This window comes from Imperialibacter roseus (assembly GCF_032999765.1).
Taxonomy (GTDB): Bacteria; Bacteroidota; Bacteroidia; order Cytophagales; family Cyclobacteriaceae; genus Imperialibacter; species Imperialibacter roseus.
On the sequence record NZ_CP136051.1, the window covers coordinates 5,408,858 to 5,427,336 of the forward strand.

The 18,479-nt window shown below is 46.7% G+C and carries 18 protein-coding genes; 5 read left to right on the plus strand and 13 right to left on the minus strand.

Features of this window, described 5'->3' with window-relative positions; translation table 11 throughout:
* The first annotated feature begins 4 nt into the window (after window positions 1-4).
* Window positions 5-589 (plus strand): LOG family protein, encoded by a 585-nt coding sequence (locus RT717_RS22805; protein WP_317488656.1) that lies wholly within the window; start codon window positions 5-7, stop codon window positions 587-589.
* Between the two features lie 5 nt (window positions 590-594).
* On the opposite strand, the gene thrC is transcribed toward RT717_RS22805, so the two are convergent.
* From thrC to thrA, 3 genes are read right to left on the minus strand one after another with little or no spacing between them, the layout of a single operon-like run.
* On the minus strand, window positions 595-1,890 hold the full coding sequence (thrC, locus tag RT717_RS22810; RefSeq protein WP_317488657.1) for a threonine synthase: 1,296 nt from the start codon (window positions 1,888-1,890) through the stop codon (window positions 595-597).
* 2 nt (window positions 1,891-1,892) lie between these two features.
* Entirely contained in the window at window positions 1,893-2,828 is a 936-nt protein-coding gene (locus tag RT717_RS22815; RefSeq protein WP_317488658.1) for a homoserine kinase, read from the minus strand.
* Entirely contained in the window at window positions 2,818-5,310 is a 2,493-nt protein-coding gene (gene thrA, locus RT717_RS22820) for a bifunctional aspartate kinase/homoserine dehydrogenase I (protein WP_317488659.1), read from the minus strand. The genes RT717_RS22815 and thrA overlap by 11 nt, the downstream gene beginning before the upstream one ends.
* Before the next feature lie 310 nt (window positions 5,311-5,620).
* Between thrA and RT717_RS22825 the strand changes: the two genes are divergently transcribed.
* From RT717_RS22825 to RT717_RS22835, 3 genes are read left to right on the plus strand one after another with little or no spacing between them, the layout of a single operon-like run.
* Window positions 5,621-6,745: a DUF4249 domain-containing protein gene (locus RT717_RS22825; RefSeq protein ID WP_317488660.1), complete on the plus strand. Its 1,125-nt coding sequence runs from the start codon at window positions 5,621-5,623 to the stop codon at window positions 6,743-6,745.
* A gap of 51 nt (window positions 6,746-6,796) precedes the next feature.
* The gene (locus RT717_RS22830) at window positions 6,797-7,987 is read left to right on the plus strand and encodes a DUF4249 domain-containing protein (RefSeq protein ID WP_317488661.1); all 1,191 of its coding nucleotides are present in this window, start codon (window positions 6,797-6,799) and stop codon (window positions 7,985-7,987) included.
* A 30-nt stretch (window positions 7,988-8,017) separates the two neighbouring features.
* Window positions 8,018-8,731 carry a DUF6503 family protein gene (locus RT717_RS22835; RefSeq protein ID WP_317488662.1) on the plus strand — a complete coding sequence of 238 codons (714 nt, stop codon included), beginning with the start codon at window positions 8,018-8,020 and terminating at the stop codon, window positions 8,729-8,731.
* A gap of 16 nt (window positions 8,732-8,747) precedes the next feature.
* On the opposite strand, the gene RT717_RS22840 is transcribed toward RT717_RS22835, so the two are convergent.
* The 10 genes from RT717_RS22840 to RT717_RS22885 form a co-directional block, all read right to left on the minus strand.
* A complete protein-coding gene (locus tag RT717_RS22840) occupies window positions 8,748-9,335 on the minus strand; it encodes a phospholipid scramblase-related protein (protein ID WP_317488663.1) in 588 nt (195 codons plus the stop codon).
* 78 nt (window positions 9,336-9,413) lie between these two features.
* A complete protein-coding gene (locus tag RT717_RS22845) occupies window positions 9,414-9,680 on the minus strand; it encodes a Txe/YoeB family addiction module toxin (RefSeq protein WP_317488664.1) in 267 nt (88 codons plus the stop codon).
* On the minus strand, window positions 9,677-9,919 hold the full coding sequence (locus RT717_RS22850; RefSeq protein WP_317488665.1) for a type II toxin-antitoxin system Phd/YefM family antitoxin: 243 nt from the start codon (window positions 9,917-9,919) through the stop codon (window positions 9,677-9,679). Before RT717_RS22850 ends, RT717_RS22845 begins: the two co-directional genes overlap by 4 nt.
* A 206-nt stretch (window positions 9,920-10,125) precedes the next feature.
* Window positions 10,126-12,054 carry a T9SS type A sorting domain-containing protein gene (locus RT717_RS22855; RefSeq protein ID WP_317488666.1) on the minus strand — a complete coding sequence of 643 codons (1,929 nt, stop codon included), beginning with the start codon at window positions 12,052-12,054 and terminating at the stop codon, window positions 10,126-10,128.
* Window positions 12,055-12,312: 258 nt separating this feature from the next.
* Window positions 12,313-12,486 carry a sodium ion-translocating decarboxylase subunit beta gene (locus tag RT717_RS22860; RefSeq protein WP_317488667.1) on the minus strand — a complete coding sequence of 58 codons (174 nt, stop codon included), beginning with the start codon at window positions 12,484-12,486 and terminating at the stop codon, window positions 12,313-12,315.
* Window positions 12,487-12,694: 208 nt separating this feature from the next.
* Window positions 12,695-12,892, minus strand: coding sequence for a hypothetical protein (locus tag RT717_RS22865; RefSeq protein ID WP_317488668.1), 198 nt, complete (start codon window positions 12,890-12,892; stop codon window positions 12,695-12,697).
* Entirely contained in the window at window positions 12,889-13,116 is a 228-nt protein-coding gene (locus RT717_RS22870; protein ID WP_317488669.1) for a hypothetical protein, read from the minus strand. Before RT717_RS22870 ends, RT717_RS22865 begins: the two co-directional genes overlap by 4 nt.
* A 256-nt stretch (window positions 13,117-13,372) precedes the next feature.
* Entirely contained in the window at window positions 13,373-14,563 is a 1,191-nt protein-coding gene (locus RT717_RS22875; RefSeq protein WP_317488670.1) for a sodium ion-translocating decarboxylase subunit beta, read from the minus strand.
* A gap of 54 nt (window positions 14,564-14,617) precedes the next feature.
* Window positions 14,618-16,492, minus strand: coding sequence for a biotin/lipoyl-containing protein (locus RT717_RS22880; protein WP_317488671.1), 1,875 nt, complete (start codon window positions 16,490-16,492; stop codon window positions 14,618-14,620).
* 18 nt (window positions 16,493-16,510) lie between these two features.
* The gene (locus RT717_RS22885; protein WP_317488672.1) at window positions 16,511-16,771 is read right to left on the minus strand and encodes an OadG family transporter subunit; all 261 of its coding nucleotides are present in this window, start codon (window positions 16,769-16,771) and stop codon (window positions 16,511-16,513) included.
* Window positions 16,772-16,953: 182 nt separating this feature from the next.
* On the opposite strand from RT717_RS22885, the gene RT717_RS22890 reads away from it, so the two are divergent.
* Window positions 16,954-18,459: an ATP-binding cassette domain-containing protein gene (locus RT717_RS22890; protein WP_317488673.1), complete on the plus strand. Its 1,506-nt coding sequence runs from the start codon at window positions 16,954-16,956 to the stop codon at window positions 18,457-18,459.
* Window positions 18,460-18,479: the final 20 nt, after the last annotated feature.

Below are 18,479 nucleotides of genomic sequence, written 5' to 3' on the forward strand. Positions count from 1 at the left end.
CATAATGAAGTCAGTCTGTGTGTTTTGTGGTTCTGCTGAGGGAAAAAACCCTCAATTTGTGGAGCAAGCTCAAATTCTTGGAAAACTTCTTGCCAAAAACAGTATTGAACTCATTTATGGCGGGTCACAAATTGGTATCATGGGTGCTGTGGCCAATAGCTGTATGAATGCAAGTGGAAAGGTCACAGGAGTTATCCCAAATTTTCTGGCCAGCAAGGAGATCGCCCACACGGGTGTTACCAAACTTGTCAGGGTGGAGTCGATGCATGAACGCAAAACCATCATGTCGCAACTTTCAGAGGGCTTCATAGCCTTGCCGGGTGGGTTCGGTACGCTTGAGGAGCTTTGCGAAATACTCACCTGGCGTCAGCTGGGACTCATTCATGCCCCTATTGGCATCCTCAACACTAACGGATACTACGACTATTTGCACCAGCTCTTTGCTCACATGACGGTGAATGGTCTGCTGAAAAAGGCGAATTTCGATGTTGTGATCTGGGAAACTGACCCTACCCGCCTACTCGACAAAATGGTTGCGGCAGCCAGTGAACTTTCTGCAAGGAAACCGTCAGGCCTTAGTAAGTCCTGAAAAGCCTAGTTCATCAAGAAGCTCTTCAAAGCATCGAGGCTGGCTTCCATTTTCACTGAATTTTTGGGCTTTGCCATGGTCTCTTTCAGCACTTCAGGGATTTCAACTTTCCCGCCAAGCACCTTGTCAACCACATCGTAGAATTTAGCCGGGTGGGCTGTGGCCAAAAACACTCCCGTCTTGCCAGCATGGTTTTTCAGATAGTCTTTGGCTCCCAAATAGCCTATGGCGCTATGTGGGCAAAGCAGGTATTCCTCCTTTTCAAAGACCTCCTTCATGGCCTGCGACGTTTGAGCGTCAGTATACCAGGCACCTGAAATATCCCGGTTGATCTTGTCGTAGCTTCCGCCATACAATGCCTGCACCCGTGGAAAGTTACTCGGGTTGCCCACATCCATGGCATTGCTGATCGTCTTCACCGAAGGCTTTGGCTGAAACTTTTCCGTCAGCAAATAATCGGGCACTATGTGATTGGCATTCGTTGCAGCCACAAAGTGGTCGATTGGTAATCCCATTTTCTTTGCAATAAGTCCTCCACACAAATTCCCAAAGTTGCCAGACGGCGTACAGAAGAAGACTGGCTTGCCGTCGCTGTGCAACATCGACCAGGCATAGTGGTAATAGAACGATTGAGGGATCAGCCTCGCTATGTTGATTGAATTGGCTGAAGTGAAATGACGCACCGTGTTCAGCTCTTTGTCAAGGAAAGCCTGTTTCACCATGCGCTGGCAATCGTCAAACGTGCCATCAATCTCCAGCGCCTTCACATTTTGGCCTATCGTTGTTAGCTGCTTTTCCTGAATTTCACTCACCTTGCCACTCGGATAAAGGATCACTACGTTGATGCCCGGAACACCCAGGAAGCCGTGGGCAACTGCACTACCTGTATCGCCAGAGGTGGCCACCAGAATGGTAATCTCTTTCTGTTTCTTCTCCAGAAAATGGCCCATGATCCGGCTCATGAACCTGGCGCCAAAGTCTTTGAAAGCCAGCGTAGGCCCATGAAAAAGCTCAAGACCAAAAATATTGTCTTCTACCTGATGAAGCTCTATCGGAAAATTCATGGCGTCGTAAATGATCTTCTCCAGGTCTTTTCTTCCTATTTCATCACCAATCAGGGTATCAGTTACATCCAAGGCCAGCTCCTGAAAAGACATGTCCTCCAGCCCTTCGAAAAATTTGGCAGAAAGTGCCGGAATGGCTTTTGGCATATAAAGCCCATTGTCGTCAGGGAGTCCTTTAAAAACCGCCTCTTCAAAACTTACTTCGGGAGATTGCTTATTGGTGCTGTATAAATTCATTTTCAATCTAATATTTTAGGGCCTGCGGTATTCACTTCAGAAATGTAGAGGTTAGCCGATATGCCTCGCTTTTTAAGAATGCCTTCCATAACTCCTCCGGCTTTTGCAATTGCCTCCAATCCATCAGCCAGGGCAAACATGGCTGGGCCGGAGCCTGAAATGCCAAAACCAATGACCCCTTCGGAAGACAGAGCAGCTTCTTTGATTTCGTAGAAATGCGGGATCAACGCAGCCCTTTTTGGCTCCACAATCTCATCTATCAGGGCTCTGCGCATTAAACCAAGGTCGTTGGTGTATAGCGCTGAAACAAAGCCTGCTAAATTACCGGCGTACTTTACTGAAGCTTTCATGGTCACCTCTTTTGGCAGCATGGCTCTGGCATCGCCCGTCGACACTTCCACTGCGGGGTGCAAAACTGCGACATACATATTCGGCGGAACCGGCAAAGAAAGCACCTCCAATGGTTCGTAGCTTTTAACCAACGTAATGCCCCCGAGCAGCGACGGTGCCACATTATCGGCATGGCCACTGCCACAGGCAATTCGTTCGCCCTCTACTGCAAAACGTAGCAATTCCCTTTGGTTCAAAGGCCTTCCCAGCAATTCGTTAACGGCGAAAACACCTGCAACAGCACTGGCAGCACTAGATCCCATGCCGCTACCAAAGGGCATTTTCTTATAAAGAGAAATTTCAATGCCCCCGCTATAATCAATTTCCTGCAAGAACTGGTTGGCTGAAATGCCCGCCGTGTTCTTTGATGCGTCTTTCGACAGTCGCCCTTCGTCTCCTTCGATGGAGACGATAGTTACTCCACTTCCGCTTGTTTTTTTAGCCACCAGCTCATCTCCCGGCCCATTGATGGCGAGTCCAAGAATATCGAAGCCGCAGGTTAAATTGGCTACAGTTGCAGGAGCAAACACTTTGATACTATCCGCCATAGCCACCTGCAAATTTGTAGTTGTCCTGAATAAAATGATTGCTGATGCTGATGATCTCTGCAAAAACGCCTGCCGAAGTCACTTCTGCTCCAGCACCCGGCCCTTTTACTACCAAAGGTCTTTCAAAATACCTTTGGGTGGTGAAGGAAATGATGTTGTCGCTGCCAGAAAGACTGTAAAATGGATGTTCAGCATCGACTGCTTGCAGCGAAATGGAGGCTTTTCCCTCCTCTACTTTGGCAATAAAGCGAAGCTTCTTCCCTTCGTCCATCGCCTTCTTTCTCATGGCTTCCAGTCTGCCGTCTTCTTTTTTGAGTTCTTCAAAAAAAGCATCAATGTTTGGTGCTTTGAAACAGGCGTCAGACAAAATCGGCTCCAGCTTCACATCCTTGATGTCGAGCTTCTGGCCCGCCTCTCTGCCCAAAATCAAGATCTTTCTTGCCACGTCCATCCCGTTCAGGTCGTCTCTTGGGTCGGGTTCGGTCAGTCCTTTGCTACGTGCCTCCGTCACCACCTGGCTGAACGGCACACCTTCTTTAAAGCTGTTGAATATATAGGAAAGCGTGCCCGACAAGATGCCTTCAATTTTGATGATCTTATCGCCGCTGTACTTCAAATCATTGAGCGTGTTGATGACGGGAAGTCCGGCACCCACGTTCGTTTCGTACATGAATTTCACACCGTGTTTGGCCGCCTGTTTCTTTAGCTTTTCGTAGAAAGCCAGTGGGCCGGAGTTGGCCAGCTTGTTTGGCGTAACGATAGAAATGCTGGACTCCAAAATATCTTCGTAAAACTCGATCACTTTAGCGCTCGACGTGCAGTCGATAAACACCGAATTGGCCAGGTTCATAGATTCCATTTTTTCTATGAACGCTGAAAGTTCTATGCCCTTTCCTGGCTTGTCCACAAGCTTGCGCCAAGTGTTAAGGTCAATGCCGCCTTCATCAAAAGCCATGTGACGAGAGTTGGCAATACCCACAAGATTGATTTTCAGCGAACGCTCCTCCATGAGGTAGGCCGCTTGTGCTTTGATTTGCTCGATAAGGGTGCTGCCAATCAGCCCGGTACCCACAAGAAACACATTGAGCGATTTTCTATCTGAAAGAAAGAAGGTTTCGTGCAACGAGTTGAGCGCCTTGGAAATATTGGCTCTGTTGATTACCACCGACACGTTGAGCTCCGAGGAACCCTGGGCAATGGCGACGACATTGATGCCGTTTCTGCCAAACGCCTGGAAAAGCTTGCCAGCAATGCCCGGCGTATTCTTCATGTTTTCCCCAATAACAGCGACTATAGACAAGTCTTCCTCAGCCTGGATCCTATCTATCTCTCGGTTTTTGATCTCCTGGGCAAATTCCTCTTTCAATACGTCTCTGGCAATGGTGCCATCTTTTGGGCTCACCGCAAAAGTGATTGAATGCTCGGATGAGGCCTGCGTGATGAGGACGATGTTCACATTTTTCCTGGCAAGCGCTCCAAAAAGCCTCGATGCCACCCCAGGCACACCCGCAATGCCACCACCTATCAGACTAACAAGCGACATGTTTTCAATGGAGGAAATGCCTTTCACCGGGTACTTTTTTCCAGTGCTTTGCTGCGTAATTAAGGTGCCTTCAAATGCCGGGTTAAACGTGTTTCTTATTCGTAGTGGGATCTTCTTCGAAATGGCTGGCTGCAGCGTAGGCGGGTAAATAACCTTGGCCCCAAAGTGCGACATTTCCATTGCCTCCACATAGCTTAGGCTCGTCATTGAATAGGCTTCTCTCACCTTGCGTGGGTCGGCTGTCATTACGCCATCTACGTCAGTCCAAATCTCTACTTCGTCGGCGTCCAATGCAGCAGCTAGGATGGAGGCAGTGTAGTCGGAGCCGCCACGGCCAAGTGTGGTGGTTTCATTTTGTGCAGTGCTGGCAATAAAACCTGTAGCTACCACCATCGACTTGTTCCCTTCAAAGAAGCCTTTCACCAAAGCATTGGTTTCCTTGAAATTAACCTTCGATCCGCCGAAATGATTGTCCGTTCTGATCACCCGGCGGGTGTCGAGAAACGTAGCGTTTATTCCAATCTTTTGCAGGTAAAGTGTGATTATATTGGCTGAAAGTCGCTCACCAAAGCTCTGTATCAAATCCAGCGATCGAACGGAAAGCTCTTTGATAAGGAACACCCCGTGAAGCATGTCCTTCAACTCTGCAAACAGCTTGTCAATGGTGTCCCGCCCTTCAGGGTGGAGTTTGTTATCATTGAGGCGCTTCATGGTGTCGAGGTGCAGCAGTCGCAGTCGCTCCAAATCCACCAGGTACGACTCATCGCCGGAAACTGCCACATCACCCAGCGCAATAAGCCGGTTGGTAACACCGCTCATAGCAGAAACTACCACGACAACTTCGGTTCCCTGCTTTTGGTAATCCTGAAGGATAGCCGCCACCTTTCGTATATTTTCCGAGGACCCCACTGAAGTGCCTCCGAACTTTAAGACTTTCATAAATTCTCAAAAAAATTTAGTCCACAGACAGCCCACACTGACCAATCATCTTTTGTTTCGAGAAAGATTTATCACCGATTTCGACCGTCAAAAATAGGAATCGGCAAATTTGATAAAAGAATTACCAAAAAGAGAATGAAGTTGGGAAAAAACAGGTACAACGGTTTGATATTGCAAAATAATGAACTGAATGACAGGCACTACTGCGCTTTGACAGATTTATGTTATCCTATGCCGCTGGCAATGCCAACGAACGGGGCTAATAATACGTCTATTAGCCGATAGAAATAATGGAAAATGCCCGGGAAGTATGATCGACCTGCTTAAACGAATGATAACCAGACGACACGTCACCCTTTCTCTAACGTTAATTTTGGTCGGTTGCATAGAGCCAATCGAGCCAGAACTGGGGGTTTTTGATTATCTCATGGTCGTTGAAGGTCATGTCTCCAATCTCGATGAGGTAAATACCGTCAGGCTTTCACGCACCAAACCTCTCAGTGTGGAATATGGTGGAGTTGAAGTTGGCGCTCTGGTGTATGTGGAAGACCAGGAGGGCGCTAAATTTTACTTTGAAGAGTCCAGCCCGGGAATCTACCAGAGTGACCCCACATGTTTCGTTGGCCAAACGGGCAACTCGTATGCTTTGCACATAGAAACACTTTATGGCGGAACCTACCAATCCAAGCCCATTTTACTCAACACTGCGCCAGATATCGATAGCTTGTATTTTGAAAGGGAACGTCGGCTAACTAATGAAGGAACTACCAAAGACGGTATTAAAATACTTCTAGACTCTCATGATCCTGAAGGGCTCACCCAATACTTCCGCTATGAATGGGAAGAGACGTACCAAATCAAAGTTCCCTATCCACAGGATATCAGCGTGTGGGTTTGTTACAACACCGAGACAAACTCCGATATTCTTACGGCAAACACCAGTCAGCTCAAAGAGTCAAGAGTCAGCCAACTCGAAATAAAGTATATAAGCACAGATGGCTACCAGCTTCGCTCATTGTACAGGTTGTTGGTTCGTCAATATGCCCTCAGCAGCACCGGTATAAAGTATTGGACTGAACTCAAAAAAATTTCAGAGAGCCAGGGCACACTCTTCGATCCGCTACCGTACGATTTGCCGAGCAATCTCTTTAACCCTAATAATCCTGACGAGCAGGTAATCGGCTTTTTTGATGTGGGTGCTGTAACCGAAAAAGAAATTTACATCGACAGAAGCCAGCTTTTGGAATTAGATTTTGCTTCGGATGGATGTTCTTCGAAGCTCGTGGAGGTGTCTGGCGGTGGAAGTCCGCCGGCTGGCTATTGCCTCGCAAGTCAGGGGCCATATGGGTCGGGCATAAATTATTACGCCCCGGAGTACTGCTGCGACTGTCGGCTATATGGTGAGCTGGACGAGCCAGACTTTTGGCCAAATTGATCTTAAGAAAGTTTAGAACATGCTAGTTAACTTAGCTTTGTGCAATGCTATATGAACTTCGTATTGAAAGCACGCCACGTTTTTAAAGGGGCTGGCGGCCTGCTATTTTTCGTTTGCTTTTGCACATCATGTATAGAGCCTTTCACCCCAGAACCAAATGAAACTCAGAGGCTGCTTGTAGTGGAGGGCCACATCTCGGACAGTCCTGAACCTTATACAATACGGTTATCAAGAGCACAGCCATTAAATAGTGGGGGTTCAATTCCCGAATCTGGCGCCGCAGTATTTGTGAGGAATAACGAGGGGACTGCATATGATTTTACAGAGGTGAGCCCGGGCACATACCAAAGCGATCCTGCTTGCTTCAAAGGCGTACGAGGCGCAACTTATCAGCTCCATATCGAAACCACCGACGGGGGCCAATACGAGTCGGTCGAAGTGCTGCTCAAAGCCACTCCACCCATCGACAGCGTGTACTTTGAAAGAGAAAAACGTTTTACCGATGTTACTGGAAAAGAACTTGATGGCATCAAAGCTCTTGTTGACACGCATGACCCTGAAAGAAAAACACGGTACTACAGATATGAATGGATTTCAACCTTTCAAATAAAGGTGCCTTTTCCCTCCCAATGGGAGCTGGCGCCGGATGGAAGCTTCGCCCAAGTTGAGTTTTACCACATCTGTTATAACTCCGACACAAGCCGAACAATTCTTACCACAAACACTCTCCAACTCAATGAAGATCGGGTCACAGCCTTCGAACTAGATTACGTCAATACCATTAGCTACCGCTTAAGAACGATGTACAGCGTGTTGGTACGTCAGTATGCTCTTGACGAAAGGGGGCATTCTTATTGGAGCCAATTGAATAAAAATTCCGAAAACCTTGGCACTCTATTCGACCCAACTCCCTATCCCATTGTTGGCAACCTAACAAGCAGTACTAGTCCGGATGAGGTAGTACTTGGCTATTTTGATGCCAGCTCAGTCGAAGAAAAGAGGCTGTATGTAACAAGGGACGAGCTTGATGACCTTGGGCTATCCTTCCCGACCAATCCTTGTGTGCTGCAGGCCGATACTGTAAAGGGTGGCTATGACGAAATGCTCCTTCGGCTTAGCTGGGGGCAACGGATAATCACAATTCCGGGATTTGGAAGCGGTGCTTTGATAATGGGCCCAGCAGAATGCAGCGACTGTCGTTTGCTCGGCGATGCTGATGCTCCTGATTTCTGGGAAAACTAATTTCTAAAATCAGTATCTTTCTCGTCACGCATGAAACACTCAAAAATCCTTCTCCTGCTTCCTATAGCATTTTTTTGCTGTAGCGATCCTTCACTCACTCCAGCGTCGTTGCTTGAAAAATCCATAGAAGTCCACGACCCAAACAACTACTGGCCCCAGCTTGACAACCGCTTCCACATGTCCATCAAGCGAGATGGGAAAGCAGAAAGGCACTTCTCTATTCTTATTAATAATCCTGAAGGCATTTTTGAATATGCCCTGCAGCAGGGCGACAGCACCGTCACGCAGGGAGTACGACATGGTGAGTATTACGTCTCGATAAATGGCAGTTCAAACTTCAATGATGAAATAAAAACTAAATTTCAGCTAAGTGAAGAGCGAACCCAGTACCTCAAAGAGGTATACGAATACCTATACGGCGTGCCGATGAAGCTCAAAGACCCTGGAACCATTATAGCCCCTGTTTTGAATGAAGAGACATTTAACGGAAAGGCCTGTTGGGTAGTGAAAGTGACTTATGAGCCCTCCACTGACGATGAAACCTGGTATTTCTACATTGACAAGGAGACCTTTCTCCTGGCCGGCTATCGTTTCTATTTTGACGAGAGCAAAGGGGAGGGGGAGTTCATTTTTGTTGACAGCTATCAATCGCTGAATGGCTTACAGCTTCCTAAACTCAAAAAATGGCATTGGAACAAAGACAGTACTCACTTCAGAACCGACGAATTGCTCAAAATAGAGTAGCTATTGTCCTGAAGCCCTACTCCTTCAACACCATATCAATACACATCACCGCACCCAAAATCAGAATCCTCAAAGGGTGGTCGGCAGGCACTTTGTCGTTGATCTGAAGCATATAATTGTCTGCAGAGGTAAACATCTCCCGGCCCAACCCTGCCCATTGTTTGCTCACTTGCGCAAATTCAACATTGTCTTTGACGAACTTGAAATCCCAACTTGTCCACCGGCCCTGAAGTGTACACATAAATGTTTCGCTGGCATCCAGCACGTCAAACTTCCCTCCGATGGAAAAGAACTTCTGTTTGAATTTACCCACCAATTGGTCGTTCGCATCTAGTACTTCCACATTCGACAGAATGATAGATACTCCCCGCTTCACTGTCAAAAGCTTTTCACCCATGGGCGTCCTGATCTCAATGTGAAACGGTGTCATCCTCTTATAGTCAGTGAACCTTAATATTTTCGAAAAGAACCCCAGGTTTTCCTCCCGACAGTGAAGGATCACTTCCTGTGAGTTCGGGTCATGGATGTCGTAATTGTTGGCTGCTTTGAAAACACCTGTGTGTTCTTTGACAAAGAATAAGTTGCGGTTGAGTGCTGCGTTCATAAATAATCTGTTGGCGGATAACTATCAATAATATGTTTGGAGAAAAGTAATCAAAAATGAGCTTCCAGTACAGTCCCATTATTCATAATGAGTCCACATTCTAAGCACTTTTACAGTTTTCTCTTCTTCCAGTACCTGGTAAACAAGTCGATGCTGAATATTAATCCTGCGGGAATAGGCTCCAGACAAATCACCGAGAAGTCTTTCATAAGGGGGGTAGTCTTGAAAGGGGTTAGACTCCAATATTTTGAGAAGCTCCTCTACTTTAGATTTGAGCCCTCCAGATGCCGCTTTTTTCGCATCCTTCTGCGCCTGTATTGTGTAAACCAGCTTGTAATTGTTCACCAATCCAACTTATCTGTTGTTTTTTCGAGAGGTGTTTTCAATCCATCCATGATGGACTCTCTCATCCCGGGAATCGAAGTCAGGTAAAGTGTTTCCTGAATAGCACGCCAGTCTTCTTCACTTACCAGCACAGCGTTATTCCTCTTTCCAGTAATCTGAACGGGTTGGTGAGTCTCGGTGGCCTCGTCTATGAGCTTGTAGATATTCTTCCTGGCTTCTGTAATTGATAAGCTCTTCATAGCATAAACGTACGCTTTTGCGTACTTTTTAGCAAGGTTCCAATAAAAAATGTCAACCCAAAAACGAAATCAGCACCCCACCAGCCATGGCTGATCCTATCACTCCAGAGATATCGCTGGCCATGACATATTGTAGCCGGAGCTTTAATATGATTAAAGAACAGACCAAGAGTAGTTGAGAAAATATCCGTGAGTTTGGCTTTCAACTACTCTATAATAATCCTCCTAATTATGCTTTGACCACCAGCAAGCTTCACATCTAGCAGATAAAGTCCGGGATTTACAGCATAGGAGTGAAGGTCTATAGTTAGTAAGCTTTTTTCTTCTATTCCAACATTCTTGTAAACCACCTTCCCTGACAAATCATAAAGATGAATGGCTCCAATATTGATCAGGTTATTGGTTGTTTCAATAGACAAAAGATTCGTAGCAGGGTTTGGGTATATCCTAACGTCGTTGGTGTTTTCTGATAAACCGTCCACAAGAAAGCTTCTATAAGAGCCAGCGGTAGCCGCCGCAATGATGGAGCCGCTCAGCTCTCCTATCTTTCGGCTGCTTGCATCATGTTTGTTAATAGCAAACAACGTCGACAATGCCAAGGGGTCCTCATCTCCGGAACAGCAATACTCAGCTCCTCTCAATCCCAACAATTCACCATCCTTTGTGAAAAATATAGAAAATGAATGCCACTCTTCCCCGTCTACAAATCCAACACTATCAAGTGCTTCACTATTCCATCTGTATAGTTCCTGTTCACTATACAATAAATAATACTGATCAGACAACCTGTCGATAGCTAAATCAAACCCACCTACCTTACTTTCATCAATAGTTGGAATGAATTCCACAACTGAAAGCTCGCCGGTTTCAAAAGAATACTTGTTAATAGATGTGTTTGCAATTTCTTTTGAACCAGGGTGGTATTGAATGGCTAGAATTAAATTGTCGGAACTGTCAAAATCCATCGCTATAACTTGTCTTTGTCCTGCTCCGGGTAGATTGACGAGCTCAAATAACTCAGTCAATTCCTCTAAGGCCCCGCTTTTTGGGTCCATTTGATACAGGGTTGAGGCAATTGTCGTGAATAATTCTCCTTTTGAGTTAATCGCCATTGGGGATTTTGTTTGGCCAAAATAGACGTTCCCTAAAGTGCTCTCCGTCTCCAGAGGCAGGTCAAAGCTTTTTAGTTTATTCCCTTCATAAAATGAGTAGTCAATCATCAAAATACCATCCTCTGCTGAAACAGTATTCATTTGATACCCTAAGCCGTTTAACCTCACACTGTCAGACAACCTAAACTGATCGTTAGTGACGAACGTAAAAAAGCTTTCGAATTCTGCAGACTGATTTGGCTCGAAACTTACCTGGAAGGTGAGATATCCAGAGGGTTCTATCTCTACATCTTCTGGCAGATTGGTTGAAAAAGGAGCATCTACATTTACATCCGATATTCTTAATACCGCATCCCCGTGATTGTAAAAAGTGAAGTTTCTTGTTGTCTTAGAATCTTTTATGGCCTGATCAAAGAAAATGTTTTTGCTCGTTAAGCCCAGCATTGGCCCTGTTTGTGAACGTTCCCTGAAATATGGCATCATGTCAAAAAGGTCATCTTTCGAAACTGCCACCGACTCAGTTGCGGGATCAAAACAATATCTACCGGTTAAGTATAAAGAACCGTATGAGTCTGTCTGAGGAGCAGACGCATAACCATATGAATACTCTTTCGTTTGCCCACTTTCGAGGGAATAAGCATGGAGCTTCAAACATTCGGAACGGACACCGCAGACGGATCTGTCTTGTTCCACCACCCACAATATTCTTCGGTAAGAATCATAAGAAAAATCATAAAATGAGTTTTCGTACTGATATACCTGCTTTTCCTCACCGGTTTTTAAATCAAAATGAAAAATTTTAGAATCAACCTGACTATTGTAAAAAATGGAGCTATCAGTCTCGAACCTAAAGATGCTGCTTGTGTTGAAGAAATCCTTTTTGATAAGTAAATACTCCTTTCCTCCACTTGTCAAATCCAGCAAGTAGATACCATGATCGTCCGAGCTGGCTAATCTACCACTGGGCGAAAAAACCAGAGGAGAAAGATTCTCTTTCTCAACGGGCGACAGATCAATACTCACAGACGAAGCATTCTGAAAAAATGCGTCATACTTTACTAACGAATCTCCACCTTGGGATCTGTAATACCACCCTTCACTGAGGGTGTCCTGGGCATGGACAGGAAAAAAGAATGTTAAGCTTAGAACGGCTGCCGCCATTAGTTTAGAAACAGTTCTCCTTGAAGGCATAATAAATATTAAAATAGCTGATCAAAACAGCTCTAATTTACCTTAAAAATACTTTGCCAAAAAACTTGCAAAAAATATATAGTTGTACTTTCAGCTCAAAAAAGAAATCAGCACCCCAGCGGCGACAGCCGAGCCAATCACCCCTGAGATATTGCTAGCCATGGCGTACTGCAGCAAATGGTTGCTGGGATCGTGCTTGATGGCTATTTCTTTGGCGGCCATGGGTGCCGAGCCTGATACAAGATTGGTGACAACGGTGGTCAACGTGATCTTTATAGCAAGTTGCTGGCGACCACTCGTTTACCTAACGGCGACAAATTGCTTGTTCTTCCAATTCAACCAGTGATTACAAAATGACGGCCAATTAGCCCTTCATTTTCTCAGGGTCTTGCCTGGAGTCAAAAAAGTTGATGATGTAGATGTGTTCCCTCTCAATCCTATAAATGATTTTGACATGCCCCTCTATTACTCTTCAATGGCCCTTTCCTAAATGCTCCAAATATTCCTCCTGCTGATAGTTGTTATAGGTGGTTTCCAGGGCATCCGCTTTATCCAACAACCCGCTTCTGAACGACAACAATTTCTCTAATGTCCAGCCTTGTTCTTCAAGCAAAAAATCTGTTAACTCCTCCAAACTATCATACGACTGTTCGGTATAAACTACTTTCATTTGCCCAACTTGCTACTCAATCTTTTCTCCAGCTCATGCCTGTCCATGACCCGGCCGGCGCTAATGTCGTCTTCTGCCTTCAAAGCTCTGGAAGTTAGTTTCTGCTTTAATGCGGGGTCTAAGCTTGATTTTCGGAGCAAAGTCCTGATAGCTTCTAATATACTATTATCAGTCTCTTTTTCAATGAGCGCTTGTAACTCAGCCTTTATATCTACAGTCTCCATATCATAAAAATAGCTATTATTTGATTCAACGTAAATTTTTCGATTTGTATTTACTTGTCAGTCGGACAGACTGGCCCGGCTAATTTCGCTTTCAATCGCATGATGCTAATAAACACAATCGCCCTCGTTTCTGGTGATTGTCGAGCTAAGAAAACGAAGGAGAGGGGCAAATCATCAAAGATCAAAAACGGGCCATGGGGTACGCTGATGAATCAAAGCGGGAAGATGATCCTGCGCCGTACAGTCTCAACCCCACCTACCCCAAAAACGAAATCAGCACTCCAGCCGCCACGGCGGAGCCAATCACTCCTGAAATATTGCTGGCCATGGCGTATTGCAGCAAGTGGTTGCTGGGATCATGCTTGATGGCTATTTCATTGGCTACCCTGGCGGCCATAGGTACGGCACTTAAGCCAGTAGCGCCTATCAGTGGATTGATCTTCTTTTTCGCAAACAGGTTGTACACTTTCACAGCCATGATGCCGCCTAGAATGGAGATGGCAAAGGCAATAAAGCCCCCCACCACAATCATCAGCGTTTGCGTGTTCAGGAAGGCTTTGGTGGTCATGGTGGCGCCGACAGATAAGCCAAGAAACACAGTGGCCGAGTTCAGAATGGTCTCGGATGTGGCCTGGTACAGGCGTCCTGTAGCCACGCCAATTTCCTTTACCAGGTTGCCAAACATCAGAAAGCCGACCAGCGGCACGGAGCTAGGCACCAAAATAGCTACAATAGAGCCCAGGGCGATGGGGAACATGATTTTCAACGCCTGCAAACTCTTGATAGGCTTCGTGGACGGAAACAGTTTGTCCTGCTCCTTCATATTGATGAGCAGCTCCTTTTTTGTCATGGAAAACCGAACGACAAACGGGATGATCACCGGCACCAATGCCATGTAAGAGTAAGCCGCAATTGCAATCGGCCCGAGTAGATGCGGCGCCAATTTGATGGTGGTGTAAATAGCGGTAGGCCCGTCGGCCCCACCTATGATGCCCAGAGAAGCAGCCTCTTTCAAAGTAAAACCCATGGCCACAGCCGCCATCAACACACAGAAAATGCCTATTTGTGCAGCGGCACCGAAAAAGGCCAACCTGAGGTTGCGCAGCATAGGACCAAAGTCGGTCAGCGCACCTACCCCCATGAAAATGATTGGCGGCAGAAAGCCCGTTTTGATCAGGGCGTAGTAAACAAAGTTCATGATGCCGTACTGCTCGGCAATCTGCGGCAGGGTAAGCCCCTCAGGAATCTTTTCCACTCCCATCCCTCCTCCGGGAAAGTTGGCCAGCAACACTCCAAAAGCAATGGGTACAAGGAGCAGCGGCTCATATTTTTTGGCAATGCCCAGGTAGAGCAAACCAAACCCGATGAGGATCATCAGGATATAAGACGGATAAGCAACCAAGTCGCCCAGGGCGGTCATTCTGTATACTTTTTCGAACAGTTCCATGGTAGGGAGTTAAGTGGTTATTGGTAAGAAGTAAATAGTGAGCTGGTTATGGCCTTAACTTTTCACTCTCACCAGCACGTCGTCATCGTATACCTCCTGCCCGTCTTTGAAACAAACTTCCACTACTGTCCCTTCTTTATCGGAGGAAATAGCGTTGATCACCTTCATGGCCTCTATGTAGCCCACAGTATCACCCTTTTTTATAAAGTCACCTGGCTTGATGGCCTTTTCGCCAGCGTCTTTCGTTGCAAAGAATTTGCCTTCAAGCGGAGCCAGTATGTCCTGCGTATGTCCGTTGCTGGAAGCCTGCGGCATAGCCGGAGCTTCGGAAGCCGACGTCGGCTGACTATCTCCATCGTAGGATACCGTCACCCGGAATGCCTCACCGTTCACATCTACCATTAATGTTTGAGGCAGGGCTGCCATGGCTGGCGTTTGGCTTGTAGCCTGAGCAGCAGGCGCCGACGCAGCTGCTTTTCTTTGTGCCAAATCCTCATCAAAAGCTTTCTTGGCTTTACCCGACTTGTAATCGATGTATTGCTTAGGATGCATGGCATATTCCAGCAGCTCCTCTTCATCCTCTCCAAACTCCCAGCCTTTTTCCTTCATCTCGCCCCTGATTTTCTCGAGCTCATTTGGGTATAGGCTGTGCGGATCGCCTTCAAAAAACTCCCGGTTTTGTGCTTTGGCCAAAGCTTTCAATTCATCAGCTACAGGCCCTGGCAGCTGACCGGACTTGCCCAGCATCATATCCCAGGTGTTATCGTCCAGCATACTCCAGCGTTCCTTGCCCTTGTTCATCTGCATCACATTCATGAGTGCAGCATTTTTCACATACTGGCTATAGGGGGTCACCAGTGGCGGATAGCCCATCTTCGGCCAGATATGCTCCACTTCCTCAAACAGCTTGATCAGCAGGTCGTCCTGCGACATGGCAGGTTCTCCGTTTTTCTCTCTGGCTTTGTTCACAGAAACCAGGTTCTTCTCCAGATCGGCCATCAGGCTGCCCATCATGCCTCCTGGCAAGCCCGGGCCAATCAGCAGTGAATTCATCAGCCGGTTTTTAGGATCGATATAGTATCCCAGAAAATCATCTATGAACTCCTGTGTCAGCGTTCTCACCTGCATATAGGCTTTCATGTTGATATCAGGCAACGAAAACCCAGCATCTCTCAGCATAGCATGAACAGTGAGCAAATCAGCATGCCCTGTGCCCCACGACAGCGGCTCCATGCCCACGTCGATGATATCTGCACCCGCTCGGGCTGCCTCCAACGAGGAAACAACCGAAAAGCCTGGCCCGGAATGGCCATGGTATTGCACCAATATGTCTTTTTTGATCGCCTTGATACCGGCCACTATTTTGCCAATAGAAGCCGGGCGACCAATGCCTGCCATGTCTTTCACGGCTATTTCATCTGCTCCAGCATCTATCAAGGTGCCCGCCATGTTCACAAAATAGTCGACGGTGTGGATAGGGCTGTGGGTAATGCTCAATGCCGCCTGGGCAATCATGCCTCCCTTTTTTGCCAGCTTTATTGAATTGATGATGCTCCTGGTGTCGTTGAGGCCATCGAATGAGCGGGATATATCGGTGCCCTGCTTTTTCTTCACCCTGAACATCAACTCCCGCACATCCATGGGCACGGGATACATGCGAAGCCCGTTCAGGCCTCTTTCAAGCATTTGCGTTTGAATACCTGCATCATTGAACGGTTGTGTCCATTCCCGAACCGAGCGGTTGGGGTTTTCACCATAAAGCAAATTGATTTGTTCAAAACCGCCGCCGTTGGTTTCCACTCTCCTCCAGCAGCCCATGTCTACTATAGGGGCTGCCACCTTCACCAATTGGTCTTTCCTGGGCATGTACTTGCCCGACGACTGCCACATGTCTCTGTACACAAGACAAAGTCCTATTTCCTTACTCATTTCCGGGTTGTTTAAACACTACAATTTCTCAATCTTTTGGATGTTGGCCTTACCTCCTGAGAGCTGATGAACCGCCGAGGTAATGGCTGCTATTTTTTTGGAAGCTACCTGGGATGTTTGTGTGGAAGGGGATTTGGGGGAAGCCTGTAAGGTTTCCGGAACAAAGGTGTTGACAAACTTGATGAGTGCATTTCCTGTAAGCACCACCAGGGCCAATACCAGGAACACAGTAATCATACCTACTCCCATCAGGGAAACTGCTCTTTCTATATCTTCCATCACACTTGGGTTAGCGACAAATTAGAAATTTTAGATCGATTAAAAAATGACATTTAGACGAAGTAGTACAGACAAAATGAAGGCTACCCTGAATCAGCACATTAAAAAAACCGTCAGTGAAAGAATTTTATTAAACTTGCCGGGAGCTCAACATAATCCCGGCTTAAAATACTTTCAGCGTTATGCACGATCAGCTTCTTCTTAAGCTCGACAACCTAACCGCTCGTTACGGTGAAAAAATCGTTTTCAAAGACTTGTCCTTTGAGGTGAGAAGCGGTGAGTGCTGGGCTCTTCTGGGGCATAGTGGATCCGGTAAAAGCGCCCTGCTGGAGGCCATTGCAGGTAATTTCAATGTTGTAAAGGGGCAAGTCATCAGGCCTTTTTACGATGAATACATCAGGGCCCATCCGCCAAAAGACCCCTATTTTAACTACCGGCAGCTCATCAGCTACCTCCCAGTAAAGTACCAGTTCAAGAATCTTTCCAACACTTCGGAGTTCTTTTACCAGCAACGCTTTAATGCCGCCTTTTCAGAGGATGCCCCAACCGTCGAAGATTTTCTTAATGACGAGGCGCAGAAAAGCTTAGCAGAAGGGTCCTGGGACGTCAGCAAAGTCATCTCGCTTTTCCAGCTTGAGCCGCTGCGTCAGAAGCAGCTTATCAAGCTAAGCAATGGAGAAACCAAAAGACTCAGGCTGGCAGCCTCCCTGCTGAAAAACCCCAGGTTGTTGCTTTTGGATAGTCCACTTGTTGGCCTGGATGTGACAACCAGGACAGCGTTCAATTCCATCCTTGACGAAATCATCACTTCTGGCATCGCCATTGTGCTTACCACCGCTGTTGATGAAATACCCTCCGTGGTTACACATGCCGTCATTCTGGACAATTGTCAGATTGAACAAGTCGCCACCCGGGAAAGATTTAGTTCAATTAAGCTGTCCACCCCCCCCTCTTACTCCCTTGATGCCACCAAAGTGAACAGGCTGACAGAAAATCAACCGCTATCAAAATACAAATTGATCGTGGGTATGAAAGAAGTGACCGTCAAATATGGAGACAGCACTATTCTCAGCGGCGTCAGTTGGGCAATCAAGCCGGGAGAACGCTGGGCGCTGCGAGGACAAAACGGCGCAGGAAAGTCAACGCTACTAAGCCTGATCAATGGAGACAACCCCCAGGCCTATGCCAACGACATCACGCTGTTTGACCACAAGCGAGGCAGCGGAGAAAGCATTTGGGACATCAAGAAAAAAATTGGTTTTGTATCGCCAGAGCTTCTACAGTACTTTCATTCCAGGGCTACCTGCTGGGAAATTGTCGCTTCTGGCTTTCATGACACACTTGGCTATCTAAAGCCTGTGAACAAGGAGCAGGCGTCTTTGGTCGACGAGTGGCTTGACCTGCTTGAGCTGCAGCGTTCGGGCACACAAATTTTCGAAACAGCCTCGCCCACCACACAGCGAATCATTCTCCTTGCCAGAGCCATGACAAAAAACCCTCCTCTGCTTATCCTCGACGAGCCGTGTCAGGGCCTTGATCATGTGCAACAAACAAGGGTGCGGACAGTGGTAGATGCTGTTTGTAGCGCATCCTCCACAGCACTCATTTATGTCACACATTATGAGGAAGAATTGCCTGCATGTGTTGACCACGTGCTTCAGCTGGAAAAGGGAAGAAGAGTCATTTGATGATTATTTAGACCAAATTC

Excerpts from the sequence above, each read along its gene's own strand:
- RT717_RS22805 (WP_317488656.1), top strand. The coding sequence starts at position 5 with ATGAAGTCAGTCTGTGTGTTTTGTGGTTCTGCTGAGGGAAAAAACCCT.
- thrC (WP_317488657.1), bottom strand. The coding sequence starts at position 1,890 with ATGAATTTATACAGCACCAATAAGCAATCTCCCGAAGTAAGTTTTGAA.
- RT717_RS22815 (WP_317488658.1), bottom strand. The coding sequence starts at position 2,828 with ATGGCGGATAGTATCAAAGTGTTTGCTCCTGCAACTGTAGCCAATTTA.
- thrA (WP_317488659.1), bottom strand. The coding sequence starts at position 5,310 with ATGAAAGTCTTAAAGTTCGGAGGCACTTCAGTGGGGTCCTCGGAAAAT.
- RT717_RS22825 (WP_317488660.1), top strand. The coding sequence starts at position 5,621 with ATGATCGACCTGCTTAAACGAATGATAACCAGACGACACGTCACCCTT.
- RT717_RS22830 (WP_317488661.1), top strand. The coding sequence starts at position 6,797 with ATGAACTTCGTATTGAAAGCACGCCACGTTTTTAAAGGGGCTGGCGGC.
- RT717_RS22835 (WP_317488662.1), top strand. The coding sequence starts at position 8,018 with ATGAAACACTCAAAAATCCTTCTCCTGCTTCCTATAGCATTTTTTTGC.
- RT717_RS22840 (WP_317488663.1), bottom strand. The coding sequence starts at position 9,335 with ATGAACGCAGCACTCAACCGCAACTTATTCTTTGTCAAAGAACACACA.
- RT717_RS22850 (WP_317488665.1), bottom strand. The coding sequence starts at position 9,919 with ATGAAGAGCTTATCAATTACAGAAGCCAGGAAGAATATCTACAAGCTC.
- RT717_RS22865 (WP_317488668.1), bottom strand. The coding sequence starts at position 12,892 with ATGAAAGTAGTTTATACCGAACAGTCGTATGATAGTTTGGAGGAGTTA.
- RT717_RS22870 (WP_317488669.1), bottom strand. The coding sequence starts at position 13,116 with ATGGAGACTGTAGATATAAAGGCTGAGTTACAAGCGCTCATTGAAAAA.
- RT717_RS22875 (WP_317488670.1), bottom strand. The coding sequence starts at position 14,563 with ATGGAACTGTTCGAAAAAGTATACAGAATGACCGCCCTGGGCGACTTG.
- RT717_RS22880 (WP_317488671.1), bottom strand. The coding sequence starts at position 16,492 with ATGAGTAAGGAAATAGGACTTTGTCTTGTGTACAGAGACATGTGGCAG.
- RT717_RS22885 (WP_317488672.1), bottom strand. The coding sequence starts at position 16,771 with ATGGAAGATATAGAAAGAGCAGTTTCCCTGATGGGAGTAGGTATGATT.
- RT717_RS22890 (WP_317488673.1), top strand. The coding sequence starts at position 16,954 with ATGCACGATCAGCTTCTTCTTAAGCTCGACAACCTAACCGCTCGTTAC.